General features: G+C 73.2%; 17 protein-coding genes, 3 tRNA genes and 3 pseudogenes. 16 read left to right on the top strand and 7 right to left on the bottom strand.

The features are described 5' to 3' along the window. Positions 1-225: 225 nt before the first annotated feature. A complete protein-coding gene (locus ABZ128_RS08145) occupies positions 226-1,332 on the bottom strand; it encodes a Gfo/Idh/MocA family oxidoreductase (RefSeq protein ID WP_356846949.1) in 1,107 nt (368 codons plus the stop codon). 80 nt (positions 1,333-1,412) lie between these two features. Between ABZ128_RS08145 and ABZ128_RS08140 the strand changes: the two genes are divergently transcribed. From ABZ128_RS08140 to ABZ128_RS08120, 5 genes are all read left to right on the top strand, one after another. Then, positions 1,413-2,525, top strand: coding sequence for an ROK family protein (locus ABZ128_RS08140; RefSeq protein WP_356846817.1), 1,113 nt, complete (start codon positions 1,413-1,415; stop codon positions 2,523-2,525). Between the two features lie 588 nt (positions 2,526-3,113). Continuing rightward, positions 3,114-3,881 carry a hypothetical protein gene (locus ABZ128_RS08135; RefSeq protein ID WP_356846816.1) on the top strand — a complete coding sequence of 256 codons (768 nt, stop codon included), beginning with the start codon at positions 3,114-3,116 and terminating at the stop codon, positions 3,879-3,881. Positions 3,882-5,039: 1,158 nt separating this feature from the next. Then, complete coding sequence (locus tag ABZ128_RS08130; protein ID WP_356846815.1) at positions 5,040-5,819, top strand: HAD-IIA family hydrolase; 780 nt, start codon at positions 5,040-5,042, stop codon at positions 5,817-5,819. A 79-nt stretch (positions 5,820-5,898) separates the two neighbouring features. Next, positions 5,899-6,633 carry a hypothetical protein gene (locus ABZ128_RS08125; RefSeq protein WP_356846814.1) on the top strand — a complete coding sequence of 245 codons (735 nt, stop codon included), beginning with the start codon at positions 5,899-5,901 and terminating at the stop codon, positions 6,631-6,633. A 10-nt stretch (positions 6,634-6,643) separates the two neighbouring features. Beyond that, a complete protein-coding gene (locus tag ABZ128_RS08120) occupies positions 6,644-7,348 on the top strand; it encodes a class F sortase (protein ID WP_356846813.1) in 705 nt (234 codons plus the stop codon). 66 nt (positions 7,349-7,414) lie between these two features. On the opposite strand, the gene ABZ128_RS08115 is transcribed toward ABZ128_RS08120, so the two are convergent. Continuing rightward, a tRNA-Lys gene (locus ABZ128_RS08115) sits at positions 7,415-7,488 on the bottom strand. A gap of 235 nt (positions 7,489-7,723) precedes the next feature. Here ABZ128_RS08115 and ABZ128_RS08110 point away from each other — a divergent pair. The 6 genes and pseudogenes from ABZ128_RS08110 to ABZ128_RS08085 form a co-directional block, all read left to right on the top strand. Then, positions 7,724-7,924, top strand: a pseudogene (locus ABZ128_RS08110) (hypothetical protein); the annotation flags it as partial. A gap of 897 nt (positions 7,925-8,821) precedes the next feature. Beyond that, a pseudogene (locus tag ABZ128_RS08105) lies at positions 8,822-9,910 on the top strand (peptidoglycan-binding protein); the annotation flags it as partial. Positions 9,911-9,921: 11 nt separating this feature from the next. Further along, positions 9,922-12,153, top strand: coding sequence for an SPFH domain-containing protein (locus ABZ128_RS08100; protein ID WP_356846812.1), 2,232 nt, complete (start codon positions 9,922-9,924; stop codon positions 12,151-12,153). Positions 12,154-12,364: 211 nt separating this feature from the next. After that, positions 12,365-12,970 (top strand): lytic polysaccharide monooxygenase, encoded by a 606-nt coding sequence (locus ABZ128_RS08095; protein ID WP_356846947.1) that lies wholly within the window; start codon positions 12,365-12,367, stop codon positions 12,968-12,970. 26 nt (positions 12,971-12,996) lie between these two features. Further along, positions 12,997-14,673 (top strand): AMP-binding protein, encoded by a 1,677-nt coding sequence (locus ABZ128_RS08090; RefSeq protein ID WP_356846811.1) that lies wholly within the window; start codon positions 12,997-12,999, stop codon positions 14,671-14,673. A 66-nt stretch (positions 14,674-14,739) separates the two neighbouring features. After that, positions 14,740-14,813 (top strand) — tRNA-Lys (locus ABZ128_RS08085). Between the two features lie 89 nt (positions 14,814-14,902). Here the strand turns inward: ABZ128_RS08085 and ABZ128_RS08080 are convergent. Next, the gene (locus ABZ128_RS08080) at positions 14,903-15,661 is read right to left on the bottom strand and encodes an IclR family transcriptional regulator C-terminal domain-containing protein (RefSeq protein WP_356846810.1); all 759 of its coding nucleotides are present in this window, start codon (positions 15,659-15,661) and stop codon (positions 14,903-14,905) included. 249 nt (positions 15,662-15,910) lie between these two features. Between ABZ128_RS08080 and ABZ128_RS08075 the strand changes: the two genes are divergently transcribed. The 4 genes from ABZ128_RS08075 (at position 15,911) to ABZ128_RS08060 (ending at position 20,228) form a co-directional block, all read left to right on the top strand. Next, on the top strand, positions 15,911-17,053 hold the full coding sequence (locus ABZ128_RS08075; protein ID WP_356846809.1) for an LLM class flavin-dependent oxidoreductase: 1,143 nt from the start codon (positions 15,911-15,913) through the stop codon (positions 17,051-17,053). A gap of 262 nt (positions 17,054-17,315) precedes the next feature. Continuing rightward, on the top strand, positions 17,316-19,001 hold the full coding sequence (locus ABZ128_RS08070; RefSeq protein ID WP_356846808.1) for a glycosyl hydrolase family 18 protein: 1,686 nt from the start codon (positions 17,316-17,318) through the stop codon (positions 18,999-19,001). Positions 19,002-19,159: 158 nt separating this feature from the next. Then, positions 19,160-20,008, top strand: a complete 849-nt coding sequence (locus ABZ128_RS08065; RefSeq protein ID WP_356846806.1) for a helix-turn-helix transcriptional regulator — start codon at positions 19,160-19,162, stop codon at positions 20,006-20,008. Then, entirely contained in the window at positions 19,968-20,228 is a 261-nt protein-coding gene (locus tag ABZ128_RS08060; RefSeq protein ID WP_356846805.1) for a DUF397 domain-containing protein, read from the top strand. Before ABZ128_RS08065 ends, ABZ128_RS08060 begins: the two co-directional genes overlap by 41 nt. Before the next feature lie 49 nt (positions 20,229-20,277). On the opposite strand, the gene ABZ128_RS08055 is transcribed toward ABZ128_RS08060, so the two are convergent. Then, positions 20,278-22,023 carry an EAL domain-containing protein gene (locus ABZ128_RS08055; protein WP_356846804.1) on the bottom strand — a complete coding sequence of 582 codons (1,746 nt, stop codon included), beginning with the start codon at positions 22,021-22,023 and terminating at the stop codon, positions 20,278-20,280. Positions 22,024-22,454: 431 nt separating this feature from the next. Here ABZ128_RS08055 and ABZ128_RS08050 point away from each other — a divergent pair, with 431 nt between their 5' ends. Then, positions 22,455-23,690, top strand: a complete 1,236-nt coding sequence (locus tag ABZ128_RS08050) for a M6 family metalloprotease domain-containing protein (protein ID WP_356846803.1) — start codon at positions 22,455-22,457, stop codon at positions 23,688-23,690. Positions 23,691-23,756: 66 nt separating this feature from the next. On the opposite strand, the gene ABZ128_RS08045 is transcribed toward ABZ128_RS08050, so the two are convergent. The 3 genes and pseudogenes from ABZ128_RS08045 to ABZ128_RS08035 all read right to left on the bottom strand — a co-directional run bounded on the left by ABZ128_RS08045 (position 23,757) and on the right by ABZ128_RS08035 (position 25,218). Further along, positions 23,757-23,830 (bottom strand) — tRNA-Lys (locus tag ABZ128_RS08045). After that, positions 23,821-24,394, bottom strand: a pseudogene (locus tag ABZ128_RS08040) (hypothetical protein). Before ABZ128_RS08040 ends, ABZ128_RS08045 begins: the two are co-directional and overlap by 10 nt. Positions 24,395-24,870: 476 nt before the next feature. Continuing rightward, entirely contained in the window at positions 24,871-25,218 is a 348-nt protein-coding gene (locus ABZ128_RS08035) for a hypothetical protein (RefSeq protein ID WP_356846802.1), read from the bottom strand. Between the last annotated feature and the right edge of the window lie 24 nt (positions 25,219-25,242).

Below are 25,242 nucleotides of genomic sequence, written 5' to 3'. Positions count from 1 at the left end.
CACCGGGAGCACCGGGAGCAGGAGCAGCGGGAGCGGCTGGGACCGGTGATGACGGTGTGTCAGCCGCGAACGCCGGCGAGGCGAGCAGGACGGCCGGGGCCATCGCAGCCGTGGCGACGACCGAGGCGATACGCGGCAACTTCACAGAGACGGTCCGTTCTTCATGCACAGATGATCAACAACCTGTGCAGGATAGATCGTCAAGCGACCGCAAACCGCCCACTTTTACGACAAGATGGTCCGTCGGTCGCTCAGGTCCACCGCGATCCCCTCCAGGGAGGAGGTCCGCGCCGCCTCCAGTACGGCCAGGCACTGCGCCGCCTCGTGCGCGCCGACCGGCGGCGGGCCGCCCGCCCGCAGTGCGTTCGCCACCGCCGTGTAGTACGCCGGGTAGTTGCCCCGCGCCGTCGGCAGCGGGGTGCCGCCGCCGGTCAGCGGCGACTCGCCGGAGCCCAGCCGGCCCCACAGGTGCTCGGGTTCCACGCCCCACGTCGCGTCCGTGTCGCCGCCCGGCCGGTGGCCCTCGCGCAGGGCCGCCTCCTGCGGATCGAGGCCGTACTTGACGTAGCCGGCCCGCGAGCCGAGGACCCGGAAGCGCGGCCCGAGCTGGGCGGCGGTCGCGCTGACGTAGAGGTGGGAGCGGACCCCGTTCACGTGGGTGAGGGCGATGAACGTGTCGTCGTCCGCCTCCGCGCCGGGGCGGCGTACGTCGGTCTCCGCGTACACCCGTACGGCCGGGCCGAACAGCACCAGTGCCTGGTCCACCACGTGGCTGCCGAGGTCGTACAGCAGGCCGCCGATCTCCTCCGGGGCGCCGGACTCGCGCCAGCCGCCCTTGAGCTGGGGGCGCCAGCGCTCGAAGCGGGACTCGAAGCGCTGGACCTCGCCCAGTTCGCCGGTGGCGAGGAGGCGGCGCAGGGTGAGGAAGTCGTTGTCCCAGCGGCGGTTCTGGAAGACGGACAGGAAGGTTCCGGTCCGGTCGGCGAGCGCGGCCAGTTCGTGCGCCTCGGCGGCGGTGGCGGCGAGGGGCTTGTCCACGACGACCGGGATGCCGGCGGTGAGGGCGGCGGTGGCGAGGGGGACGTGCGTCCTGTTCGGCGAGGCGATGACGACGAGGTCGAGGGCGGGGCTGCGGCCCCAGAGCTCCTGCGCGGACGCGGCGATCCGGACGTCCGGGTACGCCTCGCGGGCCTGTGCCTGCCGGCCCGGGTCGGAGGTGACGACCGTGTCCAGGGCGAGTCCGGACGTGGCGCAGATGAGCGGGGCGTGGAAGACGGAGCCGGCGAGGCCGTAGCCGACGAGACCGACACGGAGGGGGGTGGTGGGGGTCATGGGGGCGGGGGGCGCGGGGTTCATGGTGATTACTTTGGCAACGGCGTTGCTTAAGTGCAAGGAGGGGGGAGAATGAGCAGGTGGACAGGGGTAACGGACAGAGTGGTGGCGTGAGCGGCGTGAACCTGCCGGCGCTGCGGGGGCACAACGACGCGTTGGTCCTCGATCTCCTGCGGGGCGCCGGTGCGGCGGGGCTGGGGCGCGGGGAGCTCGCCGAGCGGACGGGGCTCACGCCGCAGGCCGTCAGCAAGATCACGGCGCGGCTGCGGGCCGGGGGGCTCGTCGCGGACGCCGGGCGCGGCGCGTCGACGGGCGGCAAGCCGCGGACCCTGCTGCGGCTGGTGCCGGAGGCGCGGTACGCGGTCGGGGTGCAGGTGGAGCGTGATGAGCTGCGGGCGGTACGGGTGGACCTCGCGGGGGGCGTCGTGGGGGAGTGGCGCGACCGGCTGGACTTCGGGCAGGCCGGCCCGGAGGCGGTGGTGGAGGCGGCCGTACGGGCGGTCGTGGAGGTGAGCGGTGACGCGGGGGCGGCGCTGGTGGGAGTGGGTGTGGCCACGCCGGGACCGCTCGACTGGCGGACCGGGGTGCTGGGGCGGGTGACGGGGCTCCCGCAGTGGGAGGGGTTCCGGCTGAGGGAGGCGCTGGCTGCGGGGCTGGCTGCGCGGCTTTCGGTGGGGCCGGGGGCGGGGCCGGTGGCTGTGCCGGTGGTGGTGGACAAGGACACCAATGCGGTGGCGGCGCTGCCGGCCGGTGGCGGTACCTCGGTGTACCTGCACCTCGGCACCGGTCTGGGCGCGGGGCTCCGCCTGGGCGGCGAGGTATACCGGGGCGCCAGGTCGGCGGCCGGGGAGTTCGGCCACCAGGTGCTGAGGCTGGACGGCCCGCTGTGCAGGTGCGGGCGGCGGGGGTGCGCGGAGGTGCTGTGCCTGGAGGCGGTGGCGCGGGGGGAGTTCGCGGAGGCGGCCCGCATTCTGGGGGAGGCGGCGGCGAACGTGGTGGCGCTGCTGGACGTGGACCGGGTGCTGCTGGGTGGACGGGTGGTGGACGCCCGTCCGGGGGTGTTCACGGAGGGCGTCAGGCGGGTGCTGGCGGAGCGGGCCGGGCCCCTGCCGGGGGTTGCGGTGGTGGGGGTGGGGGTGGCGGAGGGGGCGGCGGAGCTGGTGCTTGCGCCGGTGTTCGGGCGCGGGCGGTAGGCCCCGGGGCCGGCCCCGGCCCTCGCGCCTCAAACGCCGGCGGGGCTGGATGTGCCGGGCCTGCGCCACGCATGCGCCGGGCTGGATTGGGCGGGGCTGGATGTGCCGGGCCCGGCTTCGGCCCGGGTGTTTCGGGTGCGGCGCCGTTGCCGGGGCCGGCCCCCGGGCCCCTGCGCCTCAATCGCCGGCGGGGCTGGATTGCCGGGGCTGTGCCACGCATGCGTGGGGCTGGGTTGGGCGGGGCTGGGAGGGGGCGGGGGGTTTTGGACCGGGTGTTTCGGGTGCGGCGCCGTTGCCGGGGGCCGGCCCCCGGGCCCCCGCGCCTCAAACGCCGGCGGGGCTGGATTCGCCGGCCCTGTGCCATGAATGTGCGGGGCTGGATGTGCCGGGGCTGCGCCATGAATGTGCGGGCTGGATGTGCCGGGGCTGTGCCACGGATGCGCGGGGGTCGGGGTGGGCCGAACAGGGGGAATGCCGGGGGTTGGGTGCGTCGGGGAGGGGTGGGGGGCGGGTGGCGTGGGAGGGTGCCCGGGAGGTCGGGGTGATTGTCCGACCATCGTCCCGTCCGGCGAGCAGCGAAGGTCTGCCATGCGACTGCGCAGCAAAGCCCTTGCCCTCTCTGCCGTCCTCCTCGCCCTCGCCGCCCCCACCGCCACCGCCGGCACCGCCGACGCCGGCAACAACGGCGGCGGCGCCCACCCCGCGCCCGCCCCCGCGCTGCCCTCGCGGACGCAGGCCACCTGCGGCGACGGCAAGAGCAGCGCCTTCCCGCTCGGGGCGCGGATCCGGGGCGGTCCCGCGGTGTACCGGACCGGCGGCGGAGCGCAGAGCTGGTTGCTGGATCTCACCAACACCACCGGCTCGCGCTGCACCGACATCCATCCCGTCGTCGTGCTCTCCGACACCGCCCGCGCCCTGCGCCCCGCGCACGTGCGGATGGAGTTCGACACCCCCGAGGGGGCCATCCCGGCCACCCTGGAGCACACCGACCGCGACGAGATCATCGCCGTCTTCGACGGCGGCGAGGCGTTCCCCGGCTTCACCGTCGACGCCGGGCGGTCCCTGACCGTCACCGTCCACCTCGCCTTCACCCCCGACGCCCCGCCCGGCGAGGTGGTCGCCGATGCCGCCCTCGTCCAGCGCCGCACCGACGACGGTGACTGGGTCGGCGAAGCGGGCGGCTACCGGTTCTCCGTCGAAGGCACGCAGGAAGCGGTCGTCGCCGGCTCCCTCGCGCACACCGGCCCCCGCGACCGCGCCCGGGCATACGGGACGAGCGCGGTCACCGCCCTCGTCGCGGGCGGCGGGCTCCTGCTGGGGGCCCGGCGCCTGCGCAGAAGCACCCCCGCCCGCTGATCCCGCCCGCCGATCTCCGTACGCCCCGCCCGCGTAGAGTCCCAGGGCGGAAGCACACACCCGCACCACCGTCCCGGCTCGCCCGTCCGCTTGGGGATCCAGGAACACGGCCGCCTGCTGCCCACCGAGCGCGATCTCGCCCAGCGCTACGAGGTCTCCCGCCAGACCCAGCCGCAACCTCATCGGGCTGGAGCGGTTCCCCTGCCCGCCCGAGCTCGCCCCCGGGCACGGCGCGACCCCCGTCCTCGGCCCGGTCGCCCCACTCCCCGCGCTCCCTGGAACGGGAGCCGGCCACGTGAGCGGCATCCGCTTCGACTCCGTCTCCGTCGCTTACGCGCCGCCACCGTCCTGCACCGGCTCGACTTGGCCGTCGACCGCCAGACGGACGCCGGCGCTGGACGGCCTGGAGTTCTCCATGCGGGTCAGGAAGTCCGGGTGGCCAGTTGTGGTTCTTGCCGGTGAAGGAGTTGTCCTGCACCCCGTCTTGTCGGGCCAGACGTCGGTGGCGACGGTGGACCAGCCCGGGCCGGAGGAGGTGGCGGCCATCGGTTCGCGGACAGGGTGCTGCGGGCGGTCGGGCCCTGGGCCACCGTGCCGTTCAGCGGGCGGCCACGGCAGCTCGACCATCCAGGAGCGCGGCAGCTTCGTCCTCGCCAAGGCCGCCGGAGTCCCCGCCGGCGCCGCCGTCGGCGGCCATCCGCCCTGAACACCCCCTACGACAACGGTGACTTCGACACACTGCGCCCCAACTTCCAGGCGCGCGTGGACGAAACCGGCATCCCGGCCGGAGTGAAGGGCTTCACCCGCACCCCGCCGACCCGCTGGTCCGTCGCCAACTCCCGGATGCGCAAAAGGGCGGTGGGTCACCGAGTGGGTCGGCCGGGCCTTCGCCGCCGACGAGTTCTGGAGCCGGTCCCAGCGCGACCAGTGGCGTGATGGGCGCGAGCGGAACGGTCCCGGCCGGCGCCACCGACGTCCGGATCCGCTTCCGCTACACCGGCAGCAACAACTGGTACTGGACCGTGGACAACGTGCACCTGGGCTGAGCCCGGGGCCGCTGCGCGTCCGGGCTGTGGACGCCCCCGGCGTCCACAGCCCTAGCCCGATAGGGTGGTACAGACCAGAGAGGTCCGGTCACCGAGAGCGGAGAACAGTCCCGTGGCAGAGCGCAAGCCGATCGAATCCTGGCTCACCGACATGGACGGGGTCCTCATCCACGAGGGCACTCCCATCCCCGGCGCCGATGCCTTCATCAAGCGGCTGCGCGAGTCCGGCAAGCCCTTCCTCGTCCTGACCAACAACTCCATCTACACCCCCCGCGACCTGCAGGCCCGCCTCAGCAGGATGGGCCTCGACGTCCCCGTCGAGAACATCTGGACCTCGGCCCTGGCCACCGCCAAGTTCCTCGACGACCAGCGCCCGGGCGGCACGGCCTACGTGATCGGCGAGGCCGGGCTGACCACCGCCCTGCACGACATCGGCTACATCCTCACCGACCACGAGCCCGACTACGTGGTCCTGGGCGAGACCCGTACGTACAGCTTCGAGGCGATGACCAAGGCGGTCCGCCTCATCAACGGTGGCGCCCGCTTCATCTGCACCAACCCCGACGAGACGGGCCCCTCCACCGAGGGCCCGCTGCCCGCCACCGGCGCCGTCGCCGCGCTGATCACGAAGGCGACCGGCAAGCAGCCGTACTTCGCGGGCAAGCCGAACCCGCTGATGATGCGGACCGGACTGAACGCCATCGGCGCGCACTCCGAGAGCAGCGCCATGATCGGCGACCGGATGGACACCGACGTCCTGGCCGGACTGGAGGCGGGCATGCAGACCTTCCTCGTCCTGACCGGCCTCACCACGACCGAGGACACCGAGAAGTTCCCCTACCGGCCCACCCGGACGGTGAACTCCATCGCTGACCTGGTCGATCTCGTCTGATCCGAACGGGTCAAGCGGGCGGCGCTCCGGATGCGGAGCGCCGCACCGCACGTGAACCTCCTTGAGAGGAGGTTCACCAATGCGCAGTGTTCCGATCGCTCTCCGGGCCGCCGGGGTGGCCGTCGCCCTGACGGCGTTCGCCGTCATGTCCGCGCCCACCGCCCTCGCCGCCGGGGAGAGCCGCGACAGCGTCTCGGCCGAGCCGCACCAGGCCGAGCCCGGGGCGCAGGTCAAGCTGCGCGTCCGCGGCTGCGAAGGCAAGTCGGCGTCCGCCAAGTCCTCCGTCTTCGTGTCGGAGGTGCACCTGTCCTCCGAGCGCGAGGGCGACGGGTCCCTGCGGGGCGACGCGAAGATCAGCTCGCACGCCCAGCCGGGCCGGCACGACGTCCGCGTCCGCTGCGACGGGGAGGACGACCGCGTCCGCGGCTCCATCGAGGTGGTCCGCCACCGCGAGGACGCCGGTGACCGCGACAGCAACCGCGACCGCGACAGCAGCCGCGACAGTGACAGTGACAGTGACAGTGACCGCGACCGTGACAGTGACCGCCCCAAGCCCAACCCCGACCCGCGCCCCCACGAGAGCCCCGTCGGGCCGGTCCACGCGGGCGGCGGCGGCATGGCCGCCGAGCTCGCGGAGTCGGCCCGGCTGGCGCAGCTGAAGGAGCAGGGGCAGGCGGCGGCCGCGAAGAAGAGCCACGGGGGCGACGGCCCGGGCTTGCCCCACACCGTGATCGGCGCCGTCCTCGCCGCCGCCGCCACGCTGGCGGTCGCCGGACGCGCGCTCACCCTGCGCCGGCGCCGCAGCGGCCAGTGAGGACCCTGCGGTGACGGGTTCGGACGAGCCGAAGTCCTCCGGTACCGGCCGGCTGCTGACCTTCGCCGCCTGGTCGGTGCTGGTGCTCGGCCTGTGGCTGTGGGGGCGCGAGATCACCGGGGTTCCGCCCGGCTCGTACGCGGGCCGGGCCGGCGGGACGGCGATCCCGGCGCCGGGCCTGCCGGCGGCGCACGCCCCGCTGGAGGCTTCGGTGCCCGTGCGGGTCGAGGTACCGTCCATGGGCATCCGGGCGCCGGTGATCTCCCGTGGGCTGGACCAGCAGGGGGCGATCGATCCGCCGCCGTACGACCAGCCCGGCACGGTGGGCTGGTGGGGCGCCGGAGCCAAGCCGGGCGAGGCCGGGACGGCGCTGATGGTCGGGCACGTGGACACCGCTTCCAAACCGGCGGTCTTCTACGGGCTGAGCACGGCGCAGAAGGGCGGCAGGGTGCGGGTGGTCCGGGCGGACGGCTCGGTCGCCGAGTTCACGATCGAGGACGTACGGGTCTACGAGCGTGCGGGCTTCGACCCCCACCGGGCGTACGGCCAGCGGATCAAGGGGCGGGCCGAGCTGCGGCTGGTGACCTGCGGGGGCACGTACGACAAGGCGGCCAAGACGTACACCGCGAACGTGGTCGTGTCGGCGTACCTGACGGGAACGGTCGGCGGGACGGGCGACACGCCGGGAGAGCGACACGCCGGTACGCCCGTATGACCGGTACGACCGGCGTGACGAAGAAGCCCCTCACGGCTTTCGCCGTGAGGGGCTTCTTCTTGTCTGTGCGCCGCCAGGGACTCGAACCCCGGACCCGCTGATTAAGAGTCAGCTGCTCTAACCAACTGAGCTAGCGGCGCCTGCTGACAGAGAAAACTCTACCCCACGTCGAGTGGTGCTCGTGACCAGCCGCGCCCGCCTTGTCCGATTAACCCATGTTTGAGGGGTTTATCGTGCACGATATGTCTGGGCCGAGCCGAATCTGATGCCCCGCCAGATATGCGGCCCGCCTGACCAGTGGACGAGCAGGGGAGTGGACGGAACCGCATGACGATGCAGCCCCCGGTGCATGTGCCGATGACGGCGCCGCAGCCGATGCCGACGCCAGTTTTCGAGGAGTACGAGCCCGCGCCCGACTGCGTGTGCGTGGGATGTGCGCTGCGGCGCCGCGCCCTGGCCATACCGCTTCGCGACGGTGGGCACCCCGCGGCGCGCGGGGCCCGGCGGGCGCTGGTGCTGGCCGCGGCGGTGGGCGTGGTCCTCAGCGGCGGCGGGGCGGCCGCACCGGCGGCCGCCACCCCGCCCCCGACGCCGAGCCCGGGCTCGGGCCCGGGCCAGGCCTCCGGCCAGGGCTCGGCCCCGGGCGCGGGCCAGGCCCCGGGTTCGAGTGCAGGCACGGGTCAGGCTTCGGGCTCGGGTGCGGCCCAGGGCACGGGCCAGACCTCGGGTACGGGCGCGGGCCACGCCTCGGGCCAGGATCCGGCTTCGGGCGCAGGTCAGGCGTCGGGTCCCGGCGCGGGCCAGGGCACGGGCCAGGCTTCGGGCACGGGTGCAGGCCACGGCACGGGCCAGGCTTCGGGTCCGGGCGCGGGTGCGGGTCAGGCTTCGGGCCAGGGCGCTTCGGGCGCGGGCCAGGCCTCCGGACCCGGCACGGGCCAGGCTTCGGGTCCGGGTCCGGGCACGGGCCGCGGCACGGGCGAGGCCTCGGGTTCGGGTTCGGGCGCCGGCACGGCCTCGGGCTCGGGCACGGGTCCGGGCGCGGGTACGGGCCAGGGCGCGGGTCAGGCTTCGGGCCAGGGCGCTTCGGGCGCGGGCCATGCCTCGGGCCACGGCACGGGCCAGGCTTCGGGCGCGGGCGCGGGCGCGGGCGCGGGCGCGGGCCAGGCTTCGGGTACGGGTTCGGGCACGGCTTCGGGTTCGGGCGCGGGGACCGGCCAGGCCTCGGGTCCGGGCACGGGCCAGGCCTCGGGCTCGGCTTCGGGCCAGGCCGCCGGCTCGGCCGCGGGGCAGGCTTCGGGGCCGACGCCGGCCACCGGGCAGGCGTCGGGTACGGGCACGGACCAGGGCTCGGCTGCGGCCCCGGGGCCGGGAGCCGGCCAGGCTTCCGGTGGCGGGGCGGGCGCCGTCGGGCAGGTGCCCGGTCAGCAGGGCGGCTCCGGGTCGGGGCCGGGGCCGTCCGGGCAGGGCCTGCCCGGCCCGGAGGCCCCCGGCTCCCCCCAGGGCGGCCGAGCCCCCCTGCACGGGCGCCCGTCGCAGGCGAAACCGCCGGGTGCGCCGGGTGCGCCCGCGGTGGTGAAGCGGATCGACCGGACGACGATCATCAACCGGGCGAAGCTGTGGGTGGACGCCGAAGTCCCGTACAGCATGTCCGAGTACTGGTCGGACGGGTACCGGCAGGACTGCTCGGGCTACGTCTCCATGGCCTGGAACCTCGGGACCAACGAATGGACCGGCAGCCTCGACAAGTTCGCCACCAAGATCACCAAGGATGAGCTGCTGCCGGGCGACATGCTGCTCTTCCACAACCCGGCGAACCCCAACAACGGCTCGCACGTCGTCCTCTTCGGCGGATGGGCCGACGAGACGCGCACGGCCTACATCGCCTACGAGCAGACCCGCCCCAGCACGCGGAAGGCGCCGGCGCCCTACGGCTACTGGACCAACGGTTCGAAGTACGTGCCGTACCGGTTCAACGGGGTGACCGGCGGGCTCGTCCCAGAGGGGCCCGCCACCGACCCGAAGCCCGCGGTCCCGACCGCCTACCCCGGGGCGGCCAAGTTCGGACCCGGCGCGAACAACGAGTACGTCGCCGAGCTGGGCCGGATGCTGATCGACCGGGGCGGCCGGCGCTTCTACCCCAAGGGCGCCAGCACCCTGTGGAAGGACGCCGACCAGCTCGCGACCCAGGCCTTCCAGACCGCCCAGGGCTGGACGGGCACCGACGCCGACGGCATCCCCGGCCCGCACACCTGGCAGCTCCTGACCGAGCACAAGGGCAACGACATCCGCCCGACGGTGGACGCCGCACCCGGGCCGGCCGGGGTGCCGGCCTACCCGGGCGTGTCGGTGTTCCGGCCGGGCTCGTCCCACCCGTCCATCGCCGCCCTCGGCCGCCAGTTGGCGAAGAAGGGCTTCGGCAAGAACCACACGTCCGGCCCGGCCTCCCGCTGGAGCGAGGCCGACCGCCGCAACGTCGAGGCCTTCCAGCGCGCCCAGGGCTGGCGCGGCGCCTTGGCCAACGGCTACCCGGGCCCGGAAACCTGGCGCCGGCTGTTCGCATGACGGAGGCAACGATGTTCCCCACGCACACCACCTCTACGACGGGCACCCTCCGCGTTCCCCCCGCGGCGGCCGTGACCCGGACGGATCCGCCGGCCCCGGCACCCCAGGCCCCGGCCCAGGCCCAGGCCCCGGCCCAGGCCCCGGCACCCCCGGCTCCCGCCCCGCAGGCTCCGGCCCCACGGGCCACGGGCGAGCTGTTCCCCGTCCCTACCTCCGCCCCTACTCCCGCCGCCGCCCCCGCGCCCGCGCTCGCCGCCGTGCCGCACGGCCGCCCGCCCGGGTTGCTCGACATCCCGCACCCGGCGTACGGCGGCCCGTCCGAGGGACCGGCGACGCTGCGCCTGCGGACCGGTGACCCCGTGCCGGAGCCGGTGGCGGTCGGACCCGCCGCCCACGCGGCTGCGGCGGCGGGTCCGGCCCGCCCGTCCCCGGACGCCCCGTACGCGGGCCACGGCAGCGCACCCGAGCCGCTCGCGGATCCGGCGCCTCCGGCCCTCGCCGACATCCCGCACCCGGCCCATGCGGACGCGCCGGAGCCGGTGGCGTCGGCCGCGGGCCGGGCGCACCCGCAGCCCGGGCCGGCAGTGGACGCACCGCCGGCGCAGGCCCCGGCCCCGCCCCCGGTGGTGCACATCGGCCTGCCGGCGCGGGTCTCGGTGGCCGCGGGCCCGGCGCATCCGCAGCCCGAGGCGGCGGCGGACACCCCTCCGACGCAGCCCCCGCCCCCGGTGGTGCACATCGGGCTGCCCGCGCCGGTGACGGTGGGCGAGCCCGCCCCGGAGCCCGAGCACGGCAGGGCGCCGGAGCCGATGACAGAGGAGCTGCCCGCCTGCCCGACCACCGAGCCGGCCCCGGCCCCCGCGGACGGCGAGGCTCCGCAGGCCGCCGAGCCGACGGCGCCGGCCGCGGACCTGCCGCACCCGGCAGACGCCGGTGGAGCCGCTGCCCGTCCCGCGCCCGACGGTCCCGCGCCCGACGGTGCCGCGCCCGACGGTGCCGCGCCCGCGAAGGTGCCCGGACCCGGCCTGGCCGGAGCCGTCGCCCGGGCCGTGGCCCAGGCGATGGACCGGGTGATCGACAAGGGCGGCGACGAGGACCGTCCCCCCTCCGCGCCCCACCGGGGGGTCGCGGTCACCGAAGTGCCGGTGCACCTGCCCTTCCCCGGCCGCCCGCAGCCGCAGCCACAGCCGGAGCCGCGGAACCACAGGCCGAAGACGAAGACGAAGCCCGAGCCGAAGCCGAAGCCGAAGCCGAAGCCGAAGCCGAAGGAGAAGCAGCGGCCGAAGCCGGGCAAGCCGCACCCGCAGGGATGGGCCCCCCGCACTGCCCCCGGCCGCCGGCCGCCGCGCGGCGACGAACGCCTGCGGGAGCACTACGGCCCCGTCCTGCCGGGCTGGGTCGCCGTGTCCGTCGGCGGGCTCGCCCTCGCGGGCTGCCTGGCCGTGCTCTGGCGGGCCGGAGCCGTCCCCGCCCCCTTCGTGGCCGCCTTCGGCGCGCCGCCCCGCCCGTACGAGGGGCTGCGCCCCACGCACTGGCCCCCGCTCGCCTTCCTCGGCATCGTGGCGCTCCTCGCCCTCGGCGGGCTCGGCCGCGGCAAGGCCGGCTACGCCTGGGTGCTCACCCTCTTCGGCCGTTACCGCGGCACGGTCCGGCGTACCGGCCTGACCTGGGTCAGCCCGCTGCTCCTGCGCCGCCGGGTCGACGTACGGCTGCGGCACTGGCGCAGCGAGCCGATGCCCGCCGTGGATGCGGGCGGGCTCGCCCTCCAGGTGGTCGTCCAGGTCGTCTGGCAGGTCAAGGACACCGCCAGGGCCACCCTGGGGGTCGCGAACCACACGGGGTACCTCGCCGAACAGGTGGAATCGGCCATGGCCCGCGTCCTGTCCCAGCTGCCCGCCGACGCCTTCCACGAGGACGCGCCCACCCTGCGCGACGCCGAGGCCGTCGGCGACGCGCTGACCCGGATGCTCGCGGCCGAGACCGAGGCGGTCGGGATCGAGGTGTACTCCGCGCAGCCGACCCGGATCGAGTACGCCCCCGAGGTGGCCGAGGCCATGCGGCGGCGCCGGGTCGCCGCGATCGACGCCAAGCACCGGGACACCGTGCTGACCTCGGTCGTGGACGCCGTCGACGACACCGTCCACCGGCTGACCACGCGGGGGCTCGTCGAGCTCGACGACTACGAGCGCAAGGCCCTGGTGAAGGACCTCACCGTCGCCTTCTACACGGGGCGTTCCGAGTAGCGGCACGAGCGGCACGAGTGGAACGGGTGGCCGGAACCGACCGGACCACCCGTTCCCTCATTGGTATGGACATGGCCAACTCTCGTCCATACGCTGGGACTTGGTCTAGACCGCAGCCATCCCCATGCGTGCGCACGCTCTCAACGGACTCCCCCCACGTTCAAGGAGCATCATGCGTCCCATCCGCATGCCCGTCCGCAGGTCCATACGCATGCCGTCCCGCCGCCCCGGACGGTTCGGCGCCGCCGCCCTCGGCCTCGGCGTCGTCGCCGGGATCACCCTGCTCAGCGCCCCCACCGCGAGCAGCCACGGCTACACCGACACCCCGATCAGCCGCCAGAAGCTCTGCGCCAACAAGACCGTCGCGGACTGCGGCCCCATCCAGTGGGAGCCGCAGAGCGTCGAGGGCCTCAAGGGCTTCCCGGCCGCCGGCCCCGCCGACGGGCACATCTGTTCCGGCGGGCACGGCGAGTTCGCGCAGCTTGACGACCCGCGCGGCGGGGCCTGGCCCACCACCAAGGTGACCGGCGGGCAGAGCTACGGCTTCCGCTGGCAGTTCACCGCCAACCACTCCACCACCGACTTCCGGTACTACGTCACCAAGAACGGCTGGGACCCCACCAAGCCCCTCACCCGCGCCGCCCTCGAATCCCAGCCGTTCCTCACGGTCGCCTACAACGGCGCCCGGCCCGCCATGACCACCGTCCACCAGGGCGCCATGCCGAGCGGCAAGACCGGGCGGCACATGATCCTGGCCGTCTGGACGATCAACGACACCGGGAACGCCTTCTACGCCTGCTCCGACGTTCAGTTCTGACAGGACGTCAGCTACCCTCCGGCGGCATGCGGACGACACCCGAAACCGTCGCGGAGCTCATCGCACGCCAATGGGGCGACCACCGGCCCGGCCTGAAGCACGGCGGCACGAACCCGACCGTCCTCAGCCACCACCAGGCCGCCCAGGAGGCCGCGGCCCGCGCCGCGCTGCTCGTCGACCTCCTGCCGTCGGACGCCGAACCGCACATCGGGGTGCTGCTCGACAACACCCCCGAGTTCCCGTTCTGGCTCGGCGCGGCGGCCCTCGCCGGGGCCGCCGTCGCCGGAATCAACCCCACCCGGCGCGGTCCGGAGCTGGCGCGCGACATCCTGCACACCGACTGCCGGATCCTGGTCACCGAGACCGCCCACCTGCCCTTGCTGCGCGGCCTGTACCTGCCGGGCGTACGGATCCTCGTGACGGACACCCGGGAGTACACGGACCTGCTCGCCCCGTACGCCGCGGCCAAGCCCGGCGAGGCGGTGCTCTCCGCCCCCGCGCCCGCCTCCCGGCTCCTCCTCTACTTCACGTCCGGGTCCACCGGCGCCCCCAAGGCGGCCGTCTGCTCCCAGGGCCGGCTGGCCGCTGCCGGGGACTCCCTCGCCCGGCACTTCTCGGTCACCCCGGACGACGTCCACTACGTCTGCATGCCGCTCTTCCACGGCAACGCGGTGATCGCCGACTGGCTCCCCGCGCTCGCGGCGGGCGCGTCGGTGGCGCTGCGCCGCCGCTTCTCGGCCTCCGCGTTCCTGGACGACGTACGCGCGTACGGGGCCACGTACTTCACCTACGTCGGCCGGGCCGTGCAGTACCTCCTGGCCACCGAGCCCCGCCCCGACGACCGTGAGCACACCCTGCGGCTCGGCTTCGGCACCGAGGCCGGGGCGGTGGACGCGGCGCGCTTCGCCGAGCGCTTCGGGGTCCGGCTGGTGGAGGGGTACGGGGCCACCGAGGGCGGCGCCTCCGTCCAGCGGACCCCCGACACCCCGCCGGGCGCCCTCGGCCGGGCCGGCGCCGGGGACGACCTGGCGGTGGTCGACCCGCAGACGGGCCAGGAGTGCCCGCCGGCCGTCCTGGACGCGGACGGCCGCCTGCTCAACGGCTCCGAGGCCATAGGAGAGCTGGTCAACCGGGGCCGCAGCCTCTTCGAGGGCTACTGGCGCAACCCGCAGGCGGAGGCCGAGCGCACGCGCGCGGGGTGGTACTGGACGGGGGACCTCTTCTTCCGCGACGCCGACGGCTTCCTCTACTTCGCGGGCCGCACCGACGACCGGCTGCGCGTCGACAGCGAGAACCTGGCCGCCGCCGTGATCGAGAACATCCTCGCCCGCTGGCCCGCGGCGGCCTCGGTCGCCGTCTACGCGGTCCCGGACGAGGCCGCCGGTGATCAGGTGATGGCGGCGATCGCCCTGCGGGAGGGCGCGGCCTTCGACCCGGACGCCTTCTGCGCCTTCCTCGCCGCCCAGCCGGACCTGGGGACCAAGATGTCCCCGCGCTACCTGCGGATCATGGACTCCCTGCCGACCACGGCGACGAACAAGGTCCACCGGGTGGCGCTGCGCCGGGCCGGCTTCCGGTGCCCGGACCCCGTCTGGTGGCGTCCGCCGGGCGCCGAGGGCTACCGCCCGCTGGACCCGGCGGCCCTGTCCGGCCTCCTGGAGGCGTACGCGGCGCACGACCGGGCGGCGCTCCTGGAGCGCTGATCAAGGTCGCCCGGGTAATGGTTTTGAGCACCCCCGGGGACCAGGTAGTATTTTCTCTGTCAGCAGGCGCCGCTAGCTCAGTTGGTTAGAGCAGCTGACTCTTAATCAGCGGGTCCGGGGTTCGAGTCCCTGGCGGCGCACCTGTCCTTCGAGCGGCTTCCGGTTCACCGGGAGCCGCCCGAAGTGTTTTCCGGCCTGTACCCCCGGCCCGGGATTCCACGACTCGGGCTCACAGTGTGAGCGACAGCAGCAGCGGTGCGGCCTTGCGGTTCAGCGCGTCCGCCGCGGCCCGCAGCCGGTGTGCGTGCTCCACCGGCATCGACAGCGCCAGACATCCCACCGAGGCGCCGGCCGTGATCGGAACCGCCGCGCAGACCGTGCCCACCGCGTACTCCTGGAGGTCCAGGACGGGAACCGTGGCCGGCTGGCTGTCGAGCTTGGAGAAGAGGATCCGCTCGTTCACGATCGTCTTCGACGTGAGGCGGGCGATCTTGTGCCGGGACAGGTGGTCCCGCCGGCCGTTCTGGTCGAGCTGGGTCAGCAGGCACTTGCCGACCGCGCTGGCGTGCGCCGCCGAGCGGAAGTCGACCCACTCGTGCACCTTCGGAGTGCGGGGACTGTCCGCGAACTGCGTGATCTTGACCTCGCCGTCCACGTACCGGCTGATGTAGACCGCCGCGCCCACCGAGTCGCGGAGCCGGTCGAGGGTCTCCTGGAGTTTGCTCTGGAGCGCCTGCTGCCTGTCTATGCCCGAGCCGAGCAGGACGAGCGAGTCCCCTATGGCGTAGGCGCCGTCGGACACCTGCAGTACATACACCTCCCGGCGCAGCATGAGGAGCATGGGGGCGAGATGGACCGCGGGCAGCCCGGTCTCGCGCGCGATCTGTACGTCGGTCACACCGCCGGTGTGGCGGGCGATCGTTTCGAGTACGCGCAGGGCGTACTGCACCGAGTGGAACGGCGCGGTCGGCTCGGGCTTCAGCGCCACGGTTTCCCCCTAGCAGGTTGTTACCGCTTGCCCTACCACGATAGCCATCAAGAGGCCCACGTGGAGCGCCTGTTGATGAGATTGATGGCTCAATCATGTCCCTTCGCCTCGATCTACTCCCCTGGCATATGCCAAGGTCATGCATATGGTCGTGGGAGTGATCCCGGGGTGTCCGGGAATGCCCGGACCCCGTCCCGGGTTCGCTTTCCCGTACGGACGCCGAACGGGCGGCAGGAGACGGGAGCGACCATGAGTGACACCGGGGAAGCCGGCCGCCCGGCCGACGGGAACGGGGGCAAAAGCGGCAGCGGGGGCGCCGGCGCAGGCGACCCGGTCCGCGGCGCCGCACGCGGACTGGCCCCGGTGCCGCTCTCGGTGCTGGACCTGGTCACCGTGGGCAGCGGAAGCACCGCCTACGACTCCTTGCGTACGAGCGTCGACATCGCGCGGCTCGCCGAGTCCCGCGGCTACCACCGGCACTGGGTCGCCGAGCACCACTCCATGCCCGGGGTCGCCAGCTCCTCCCCGGCCGTGATCCTGGCCCACCTGGCGGCCCACACCTCGCGGATCCGGCTCGGCTCGGGCGGGGTCATGCTGCCCAACCACGCCCCGCTCGCCGTGGCCGAGCAGTTCGGCACGCTGGAGGCGCTGGCCCCCGGCCGGATCGACCTCGGGCTCGGCCGCGCCCCGGGCACCGACGGCCGTACGGCCGCCGCGCTGCGCGGGCCCGGGCGGCTCGACGAGGCCGCGGACGAGTTCCCCCGGCGGCTCGCGGAGCTCACCCGGTTCCTCGACGACGACTTCCCCGACGGGCACCCGTACGCCCGCGTGCACGCCGTGCCGGGCCCGGTGCAGGGCCCCGCCGGGCGGCCGCCGCTGTGGCTGCTCGGGTCCTCCGGCTTCAGCGCCCGCCTCGCGGGCGAGCTCGGCCTGCCCTTCGCGTACGCCCACCACTTCTCCGCGGCCGGGACGCTGCCCGCCCTCGACCTCTACCGGCAGAGCTTCCGCCCCTCGGCCGTGCTCGACGCCCCCTACGCCCTGATCGGTGTCTCGGCCCTGGCCGCCGACACCGCCGAGGAGGCCCGGGCGCAGGTCCTCACGGGCGCCCTGTCCATGCTGCAGCTGCGCAGCGGACGTCCGGGGCTGATCCCGACCCCGCAGGAGGCGGCGGCGTACGCGTTCTCCCCGCTGGAGCGGGAGTTCGTCGACGGCCGGCTCGCCAACGTGGTCCACGGAACCCCCGACGAGGTCCGCTCCGGCCTCGACGCCCTGGTCGGGCGGACGGGCGCCGACGAGCTGATGCTGACCTCCCACGCACACAGCGGGGCGGCCCGGGTGCGCTCGTATGAACTCGTCGCAGATGTGTACGGGATGCCGGTGCACGAGGGCTGAGCTGATGGAGTCCGTGCCAACGGACTTCGGCTGGTTTGTTGCCGAAAGCTTGCACGGGGATGGCCTAAGCCATCCTTAAACCGCTCGTCACCCGGGGTGGCGGGCGGTTTCTGTTGTGCCCTCACGCCTCTGACGAGCGGGTTTGTGCGGCGAGTGGTCTAGTCCTTCTTTGGTCCAAACCATTGACTCGGGCCCGGAGTGATCGCTATCACTTCTCCCACCCGACCTCTTGCTTCCCCCTCCCACCCCCCGGAGGCAGTTCATGCACATCCGTAAACCCCTCATCGCGGCCGCCGCCACGGCCGCGCTGGCAGCCGGAGCCCTGGCCGGCTTCACGGGGCTCCCCGCCGCCCAGGCCGCCGGCTCCGCCGCCGCCGCGGCGAGCGGCGGCAGCGTCAGGATCGCGTACTACGACCAGTGGAGCGTGTACGGGAACGCCTTCTACCCGAAGCACCTCGACACCCGCGGAATAGCGGGCAAGTTGGATGTCATCAACTACTCGTTCGGCAACATCCACCCCACCAACCTCACCTGCTTCGAGGCGAACAAGGCGGCGGGCGACGACAACAACCCGAGCGCGGGGGACGGTGCGGGCGACTCGTACGCCGACTACCAGAAGTCCTTCAGTGCGGCGGACAGCGTCAGCGGTGTCGCCGACAAGTGGGACCAGCCGATCGTGGGCGTCTTCAACCAGTTCAAGCAGCTGAAGGCCAAGTACCCGAACCTCAAGATCAACATATCGATCGGCGGCTGGACGTACTCCAAGTACTTCAGCGACGCCGCGAAGACCGACGCCAGTCGCAAGAAGCTGGTCTCCTCCTGCATCGACCAGTACATCAAGGGCAACCTGCCGGTCGAGGGCGGCTACGGCGGTGCGGGCAGCGCGGCCGGGATCTTCGACGGCATCGACATCGACTGGGAGTACCCGGGATCTCCCGGCGGCCACCTCGGCAACCACTACGCCCCCGAGGACAAGGCCAACTTCACCCTGCTGCTGAAGGAGTTCCGCGAGCAGCTCGACGCGTACGGCGCGGCCAACGGCGGCAAGAAGTACCTGCTGACCGCCGCCCTCCCGGCCGGCCAGGACAAGATCAAGTACATCGAGACGAACAAGATCGGCGCGTACCTCGACTACGCGAACATCATGACGTACGACATGCACGGCGCCTGGGACGGCGACGGGCCGACGTACCACCAGTCCCCGCTGAACCCCTCGGCGGCCGACCCGACCGACCCGATCGCGCCGGGCACCGAGAAGTACAGCATCAAGAACGCCATCGACTCCTGGCTCGACGGGAACGCGGCCTACGGCATCGCGGGCGGCTTTCCCGCGGGCAAGCTGACGCTGGGCTACGAGTTCTACTACCGCGGCTGGAAGGGCGTCCCGGCGGGCACGACCAACGGCCTCGCCCAGAGCGCGACCGGCCCGTCCGCCGCCCGGCCCACCAGCCAGCAGGCCGGAATCGCCAACTACAAGGAACTCGGCGGGATCGTCGACAACCCGGCGACGACCTTCTGGGACGACCAGGCCAAGGCCTCGTACTTCTACAAGGACGGCGAATTCTTCACCGGCCTGAACCAGAGGTCCATCCAGGCGCGGGTGGACTACGGCAAGAGCCGGGGCCTGGCCGGGGCGATGATGTACTCCCTGCTCGGCCTGGACACCAACGCCACCCTGCTGAACCAGATCTCGGACGCCCTCGGCGGCACCACGCAGCCGCCCACCACGCCGCCCCCGACCACGACCCCGCCGACCTCGCAGCCGCCGACCACCCCGCCGCCCACCTCGGGCTGCACCGCCCCGGCGTACGCCGCGGGCACGGTCTACACCGGCGGCACCGAGGTCTCGCACAAGGGCCACAAGTGGAAGGCCCAGTGGTGGACGCAGAACGAGGAGCCCGGCACCACCGGTGAATGGGGCGTCTGGAAGGACCTCGGCGCCTGCTGATCTCCCCCCACCCCGCGCCGAGCGACACCCCGCCCCGCACCCCCCGGTGCGGGGCGGAGGTGTGTCACATGGTTGCGGGATTCGCGGTCCCGCTGCGTGCCGGTGTCGCTACGCTCGGCCACAGCCGATCCGCTCCGTCTGCATGGGGGTGACCGTTCATGGTCCTGGCCCGCGACCTCGACCCCAGCGCCTCGCCGCTGGACTACTACGGCTTCGAGCTGCGTCGCCTGAGAGAGGAGGCGGGGCTGAAGCAGGCGCAGTTGGGCGACATCATCTACTGCACGGGTTCGCTGATCGGTCAGGTCGAGACGACGAAGCGGGTACCGACCCGGGACTTCTCGGAACGGGTGGACGCGGCGCTGGGCACGGACGGGCACTTCTCCCGCCTGGTGGGTCTGGTCCTGCGGAGTGTCTTGCCGACGTGGTTCCAGGCGTATGCGGAGATGGAGGCGCGGGCCTCGTTCATCTCCACGTTCCAGGCGCAGTTGGTCTACGGGCTGTTGCAGACGGAGGAATACGCACGGGCCTTGCTGAGGGTGGAGTATCCGGCAAGGGTCGACGAGATGGTGGCGGCACACATGGAGCGGCAGCGGATACTGGCACGTGAGAATCCACCGGTGATGCTCGTGGTGCTGGACGAGGCGCTGCTGCATCGCAGGGTCGGCAGTAGGGAGGTCATGCGGAAGCAACTGGCCCACCTGCTGACGTTCCTCGATCAGCCGTGGGTGCAGATCCAGGTGCTGCCCTTCTCAGCCGGTGAACACACCGGGATGATGGGCTCGTTTAACCTCCTTCGCTTCGAGGAGCATCCGGAGCTCTTCTACACGGAGAGCTATGACTCAGGCCGCATGACGGCCAATCCGCAAGTGATCAGGGAGCGTTCGGTCGGATACGCTCGGCTGCAAGCCGCGGCCCTCGCGCCGGAGGATTCGGCGGTGCTGATCGCACGCGTAATGGAGGAACGCTATGGGGACCAGTCTGGAACTGACGAGCGTGCAGTGGCGTAAGTCGTCGTACAGCGGTACCAACGGTGGCGACTGCGTGGAGTGCGCCCCGCTCGGCACCGCCGCTTGGCGCAAGGCCTCGTACAGCGGTAACACCGGTGGCGACTGCGTCGAGGTGGCCAGTCAGCCCTGCCTGGTGGCGGTCCGAGACTCCAAGAACCCCGAAGGCCCCGCCTTCACGGTGGCTCCGGAGGCGTTCAGGGCCTTCGTGCGCAGCCTCTGACGGGTCCGGGCGGAGCCCGGGAAGCCCCGGCCCGCCCCGCCCCGCAGGGCTACGCCCCGGGGCGGGTGCCGATCATCGCGGCGATCCGCTCCGGGGCGACCGCCCGCGAGTACAGCCAGCCCTGGCCCGTATCGCACCCGACACGCCGCAGGCGGGCCGCCTGCCCGGCGGTCTCCACGCACTCCGCGGTCACCGTCAGGCCGAGCCGGTGCGCCAGCTGCACCAGGGCCTCGACGATGGTTTCGTCGGCCGGGTTCGGGTGGGTGCCCTCCTCGTAGCGGAAGCCGCGGACGAAAGAGCCGTCCAGCTTCAGCACCGACACCGGCAGCCGGCTCAGGTAGGCCAGGTTCGAGTAGCCCGTGCCGAAGTCGTCGATGGCGATCCGCACGCCCATGTCGCTGAGCGCCTGCAGGGCCTGCAGGGGCCGCCCGGCGGAGCCCATCACCGCCGATTCGGTCAGCTCCAGCTGTAGCAGCTGCGGGGCCAGGCCGGTGTCGGCGAGGATCTCGGCCACGTCGCCGACCAGGTCGGAGTCCCAGACCTGCCGCACGGCGACGTTGACGGAGACGAAGACCGGGGTGTCGCTGGGGTGCTCGATCTGCCAGCGCCGGGCCTGGCGGCAGGCCGTCTGGAGGACCCACCGTCCCAACTGGACGATGGAGCCGTCCTCTTCCGCAATTCCGATGAACCGATTCGGCGTCAGCATGCCGAACTGCGGGTGGTTCCAGCGCACCAGCGCCTCGACCCCGCGCACCGCCCCGCTCTCCAGGTCCACGAGCGGCTGGTACTCCAGCTCGAACTCGCCCCGCTCCACCGCCGGCCGGAGCGTGGAGCTGAGGGCCTGGCGGGTCATCCGGTGGGCGTTGCGCTCCGGGTCGAAGAGCGTCCAGCGGGCCTTCCCGTCCGCCTTCGCCCAGTACAGGGTGGTGTCCGCGGCCTGCATCAGCCCGGTCGCCGAGGTGCCCGCCGCGGCCCGTTCCACCACGCCGATGGACGCCGAGACCGACAGCCGCTGCCCGGCCAGCTCGAAGGGCTCCTGTACGGCGGCGAGGACGCTGCGGGCCAGGTCCGCGAGCTGCTCGGTGCCGGTGGAGTCCTCGACCAGCAGGGCGAACTCGTCCCCGCCGAGCCGCGCCACCAGGTGCCCGCCCGTACGCCCGTAGCCGGACTGGTCGGCGCACTGGGTCAGCCGGGCCGCGACGGCGGTCAGCAGCCGGTCCCCGACCCGGTGGCCCAAGGTGTCGTTGACGGCCTTGAACCCGTCCAGGTCCAGGTAGCACAGGCCGATCCGGCCCGTGCCGCCGTGTTCGAACGAGGAGGCTTCCAGGGCGGCGGAGAGCCGCTCGAAGAACAGTGCCCGATTGGGCAGCCGGGTCACCGGGTCGTGCATCTGGAGGTGCCGCAGCCGGGCCTGGAGATCGCGCCGGTCGCTGATGTCGGCCACCGACAGCAGGACGTCCCGGGTACCCGGAACCGGCCCGAGGGTGACCTCGGTCCACAGCGAGTGCCCGTCGGGGTGCTTGAGCCGGCGGGTGCAGCGCAGCCGGGCCTGCCGGCCCCGCAGCACCTCCTGGTAGGCCTGCCAGGTCCGGGCCTCGGCGGCCAGGTCGACCAGGTCGGCCGCGCACTGCTCGACGAGCGCGTGCGGTTCGGTGCCGAGGAGCCCGGCGAAGGCCGCGTTGGCGGCGACGACGTAGCCCTCGCGGTCCACGACGGCCATGGCGAGGTGGGCCGCGTTGAAGGCGGCCCGGTAATCGCGCAGTTCGGACTCCGTGCGGGTCGGTGTGGTCGGCATGGCCGGCACTGCTGGGTGACGCTGCGTAATGGCCGATCGGATGCTGTCGGCCGCCGAACCGGTTCCTTCTGAGGTTCCGCTCACCGTTGGCTCCCGCAGTGTTCGTCGGTGTCCGTGCAGGAAAGTGTGCCGATCATAGAGGCAGCCGGACGGCCCTATCCAGCGGCGTCGCCGTGTGGGGGGCGACACTTCGGCGTGCTGACGGTTCGTCGGGCGGTTCCGGCTCGATCGTTTCTGCACAGCTGTGAGCGCCCGAAGGCCCTCACTGATCTCGCGTGATCGGTCGTGACGTTCTGTAGGCAACCGAGTGAACCGCAGGGGTCACCGGCTTGCCGTAGTGCTCACTCATGTGGGGCAGCGGAACAGGGCATTAGTAAGACAATCCCCCCAAGGTGGATCGAGATGGTACGAATCCACCACCGGAGGTCGATGTGCCGCGACAGCAGACACCCGGGGGAGTGGACCGCTCCCGCATCAGGAGCACGGCGGCTGCGCTCACTTCCCTGACGGCGCTCGCCGCCATGTCGCTCGTCGCGGGGCCCGCGGTGGCCGACACGGGGGCCGGGCCGTGCGCCCTGGCCCGCACCTCGGCGCACCACTCCCTCGGACTGGACACCTGGAACCGGGCCTACCCGCGACCGCAGCGCACCCTCAACGCGGTCATGGTCTTCCTCTCTTTCCCGGACCACCGCACCACCCTCACCCCCGAGCAGTTGACGGCCGACTACTTCCCCGCCACCAGCGACTTCTTCGAGCGGGCCTCCTACGGGAGGTTCCGCCTGGTCCCGCACCCGCAGAAGCAGTGGATCCAGATGCCCAGGCCGTCCACCGCGTACGGGATACAGCGCGACTGGGCCGCCGAGGACCGGGCGGCCTACCTGCGGGACGCGGTCGCCGTCGCGGACCCCGGGGTGGACTTCTCCCAGTACGACGTCGTGTACTTCGTCGCGGACCCGGATGCGCCCGGAGTGGACTCCGACGCCACCAAGGTCGTCAACTTCGACCGGCCGATCACCGCCGACGGGTCGGAGCTGCGGCGCATCGTCACCGTCTTCGAGCACCACCCGCCGGACCGCAATGTGCTGGCGCACGAGACGGGGCACGTGTTCGACCTGCCCGACCTCTACCACCGGCCGACGGACGGGAAGGGCGACTGGGACACCTACGTCGGCGACTGGGACGTGATGGGCAGCCAGTTCGGGCTGGCTCCGGACCTCTTCGCCTGGCACAAGTGGAAGCTCGGCTGGCTGGACGCCTCCCAGGTGGACTGCGTGCAGTCGGGTTCCTCGCTGCACACCCTCCAGCCGCTCGGCCAGTCCCCGGAGCCGGGCGCTACGGGCGGGACCCGGCTCGCGGTGATCCGTACGAGCCCCGGCAGCGCGGTCGCCGTGGAGGCCCGGGGCTCGGCCGGCAACGACGGGGACACCTGCACCGAAGGGGTGCTGGTCTACCGGGTCCGCAACGAAGCGGCGTCGGGCGGCGGCCCGATCGAGGTCCTGGACGGCCATCCCGGGACGGAGGCGTGCTGGGACCGGTCGGTGTTCCCGCCGCTGGCGGACGCACCGCTGGAGGTCGGGCAGTCGTTCACCGTCCCCGGGGAGCGGATCCGCATCGAGGTGGCGGACCGGACGCCGTCGGGCGCGTTCACGGTGAAGATCACCACGTGACGGGGCCCGCCCTGTCCCGGTACAACGAAGAAGGCCCCCACTCGCGTGAGGGCCTTCTTCCGTCTGTGCGCCGCCAGGGACTCGAACCCCGGACCCGCTGATTAAGAGTCAGCTGCTCTAACCAACTGAGCTAGCGGCGCTTGCTGACGAGGTAGACATTAGCAGGCCGGGGCCCGGAAGGAAAAATCGATATCCGCAGCTCGGGCGGCGCGGACGTACGCCCAGAGGAGGGCCTCCGGTCCGGGCAGCCACGGGGTCCTGGTGTCGGGTGCGACGAGCCAGCGGGACGGGCCGGCGGCGGAGGTGTCGAGCGGCGGCACGGTGACGGCGTCGCCGAGGCCGTGGCAGAGCGGCGCGGGCACGGGCCTGCCCCACTCCTCCCAGCCCAGCAGGGCGGGGAGCCGGTGGGCGGTGCCGGTGGCGGCGAAGAGCAGCATCCGGCCGCGGTGCACGGCGACGGGCCCGGAGCCGGGGCCCTCGCCCCAGAGCAGGTCGAGCATGCGGCGCCCGAGCACGAGCGGGACGTTGACGACGTCGAAGGCGGTCCCGCAGGGCAGCACGGCGGGCAGGGAGGCCCGGGCCTCCCACAGCGCGAGGGTGCTCCGCGGATGGGCGCAGGCGGAGGCGAGCCAGGCGGCGCCCTGGGGGGTGACGTGCGCGGGGGTGCGGGTGTCGCGGGCGGAGGCGGTGGTGAGCGTCGTCATGCCGTCCGGTGTACCGGGGGTAGCGATCCGGTTTCCGGGAGTTACGGAAAACCGGGACAGGAGGGCCTTTGCTGGGCTATCTTGCGCCCCGCATATGCCACCTGCCTCCGGCGTTTGACCCGTGCCCGCCCGAAGCCCGTGCCCGTGGCGAACCCGACCGCCCGCTTGGCCCCTGGCGTGGCGGCCCCCCGGGCGGAGCCGCCCCTGGCGGGGTGTTGCCGTTGGGGGGTGCCCCGAGGGGCGGCCTGGCGGCGGCTTGTCCTTGGCGGGGCTTGGTCCTGGTGCGCGGGCACCTCGCCGGTCGGGCACCGTTCCCCGGGCGGGCGGCGCAGAACGCGCGCGTCGGCCGCTTCCTCACCCGACCGCCACCGGCTGGTCACCCCCCCCGGCCGACTGGCCGGCCGTCGCCGTCGAGGACTGACCCGACGACCCTGCGACGGTGCCGAAGCCCGCTCGATCGCGACCGGAGGCCGAAGCTAGTCGGCGTCCGGGAGGGTGCCGCGTTGGAGGGATTCGCCGAATTCGATCATCTTCAGGGCGTAGTCCTCGGTCCACTCGGCTTCCTCGGCGATCACCGCCGGAGGCAGCCGGTCGAAGCGGCGCGGGTCGGCCAGCTGGGCCGCCGCCACCGCCTGGAACTCCATCGCCCGCTCCTGCGCCGCCCTGAAGGCGAGCGTCAGCTCGGTGGCCCGGGCCAGCAGCTCCCGCGGGTCCTCGATCGACTCCAGGTCGAAGAAGTGCTCCGGATCCGCGGCCGCCTCCGCGGGCTCGAAGAGCAGCGGCGCGGGCCGCAGCCTCCGCTCGGTCCGCTCGGGCTCTGCCATGCGTGTCCTCCTGCTGCGCGTTCG

The organism is Streptomyces sp. NPDC006326, assembly GCF_040612915.1.
Taxonomy (GTDB): domain Bacteria; phylum Actinomycetota; class Actinomycetes; order Streptomycetales; family Streptomycetaceae; genus Streptomyces.
The sequence above is the reverse complement of the archived record's forward strand: the minus strand, read 5'-3'. Positions and strand labels throughout refer to the sequence as shown.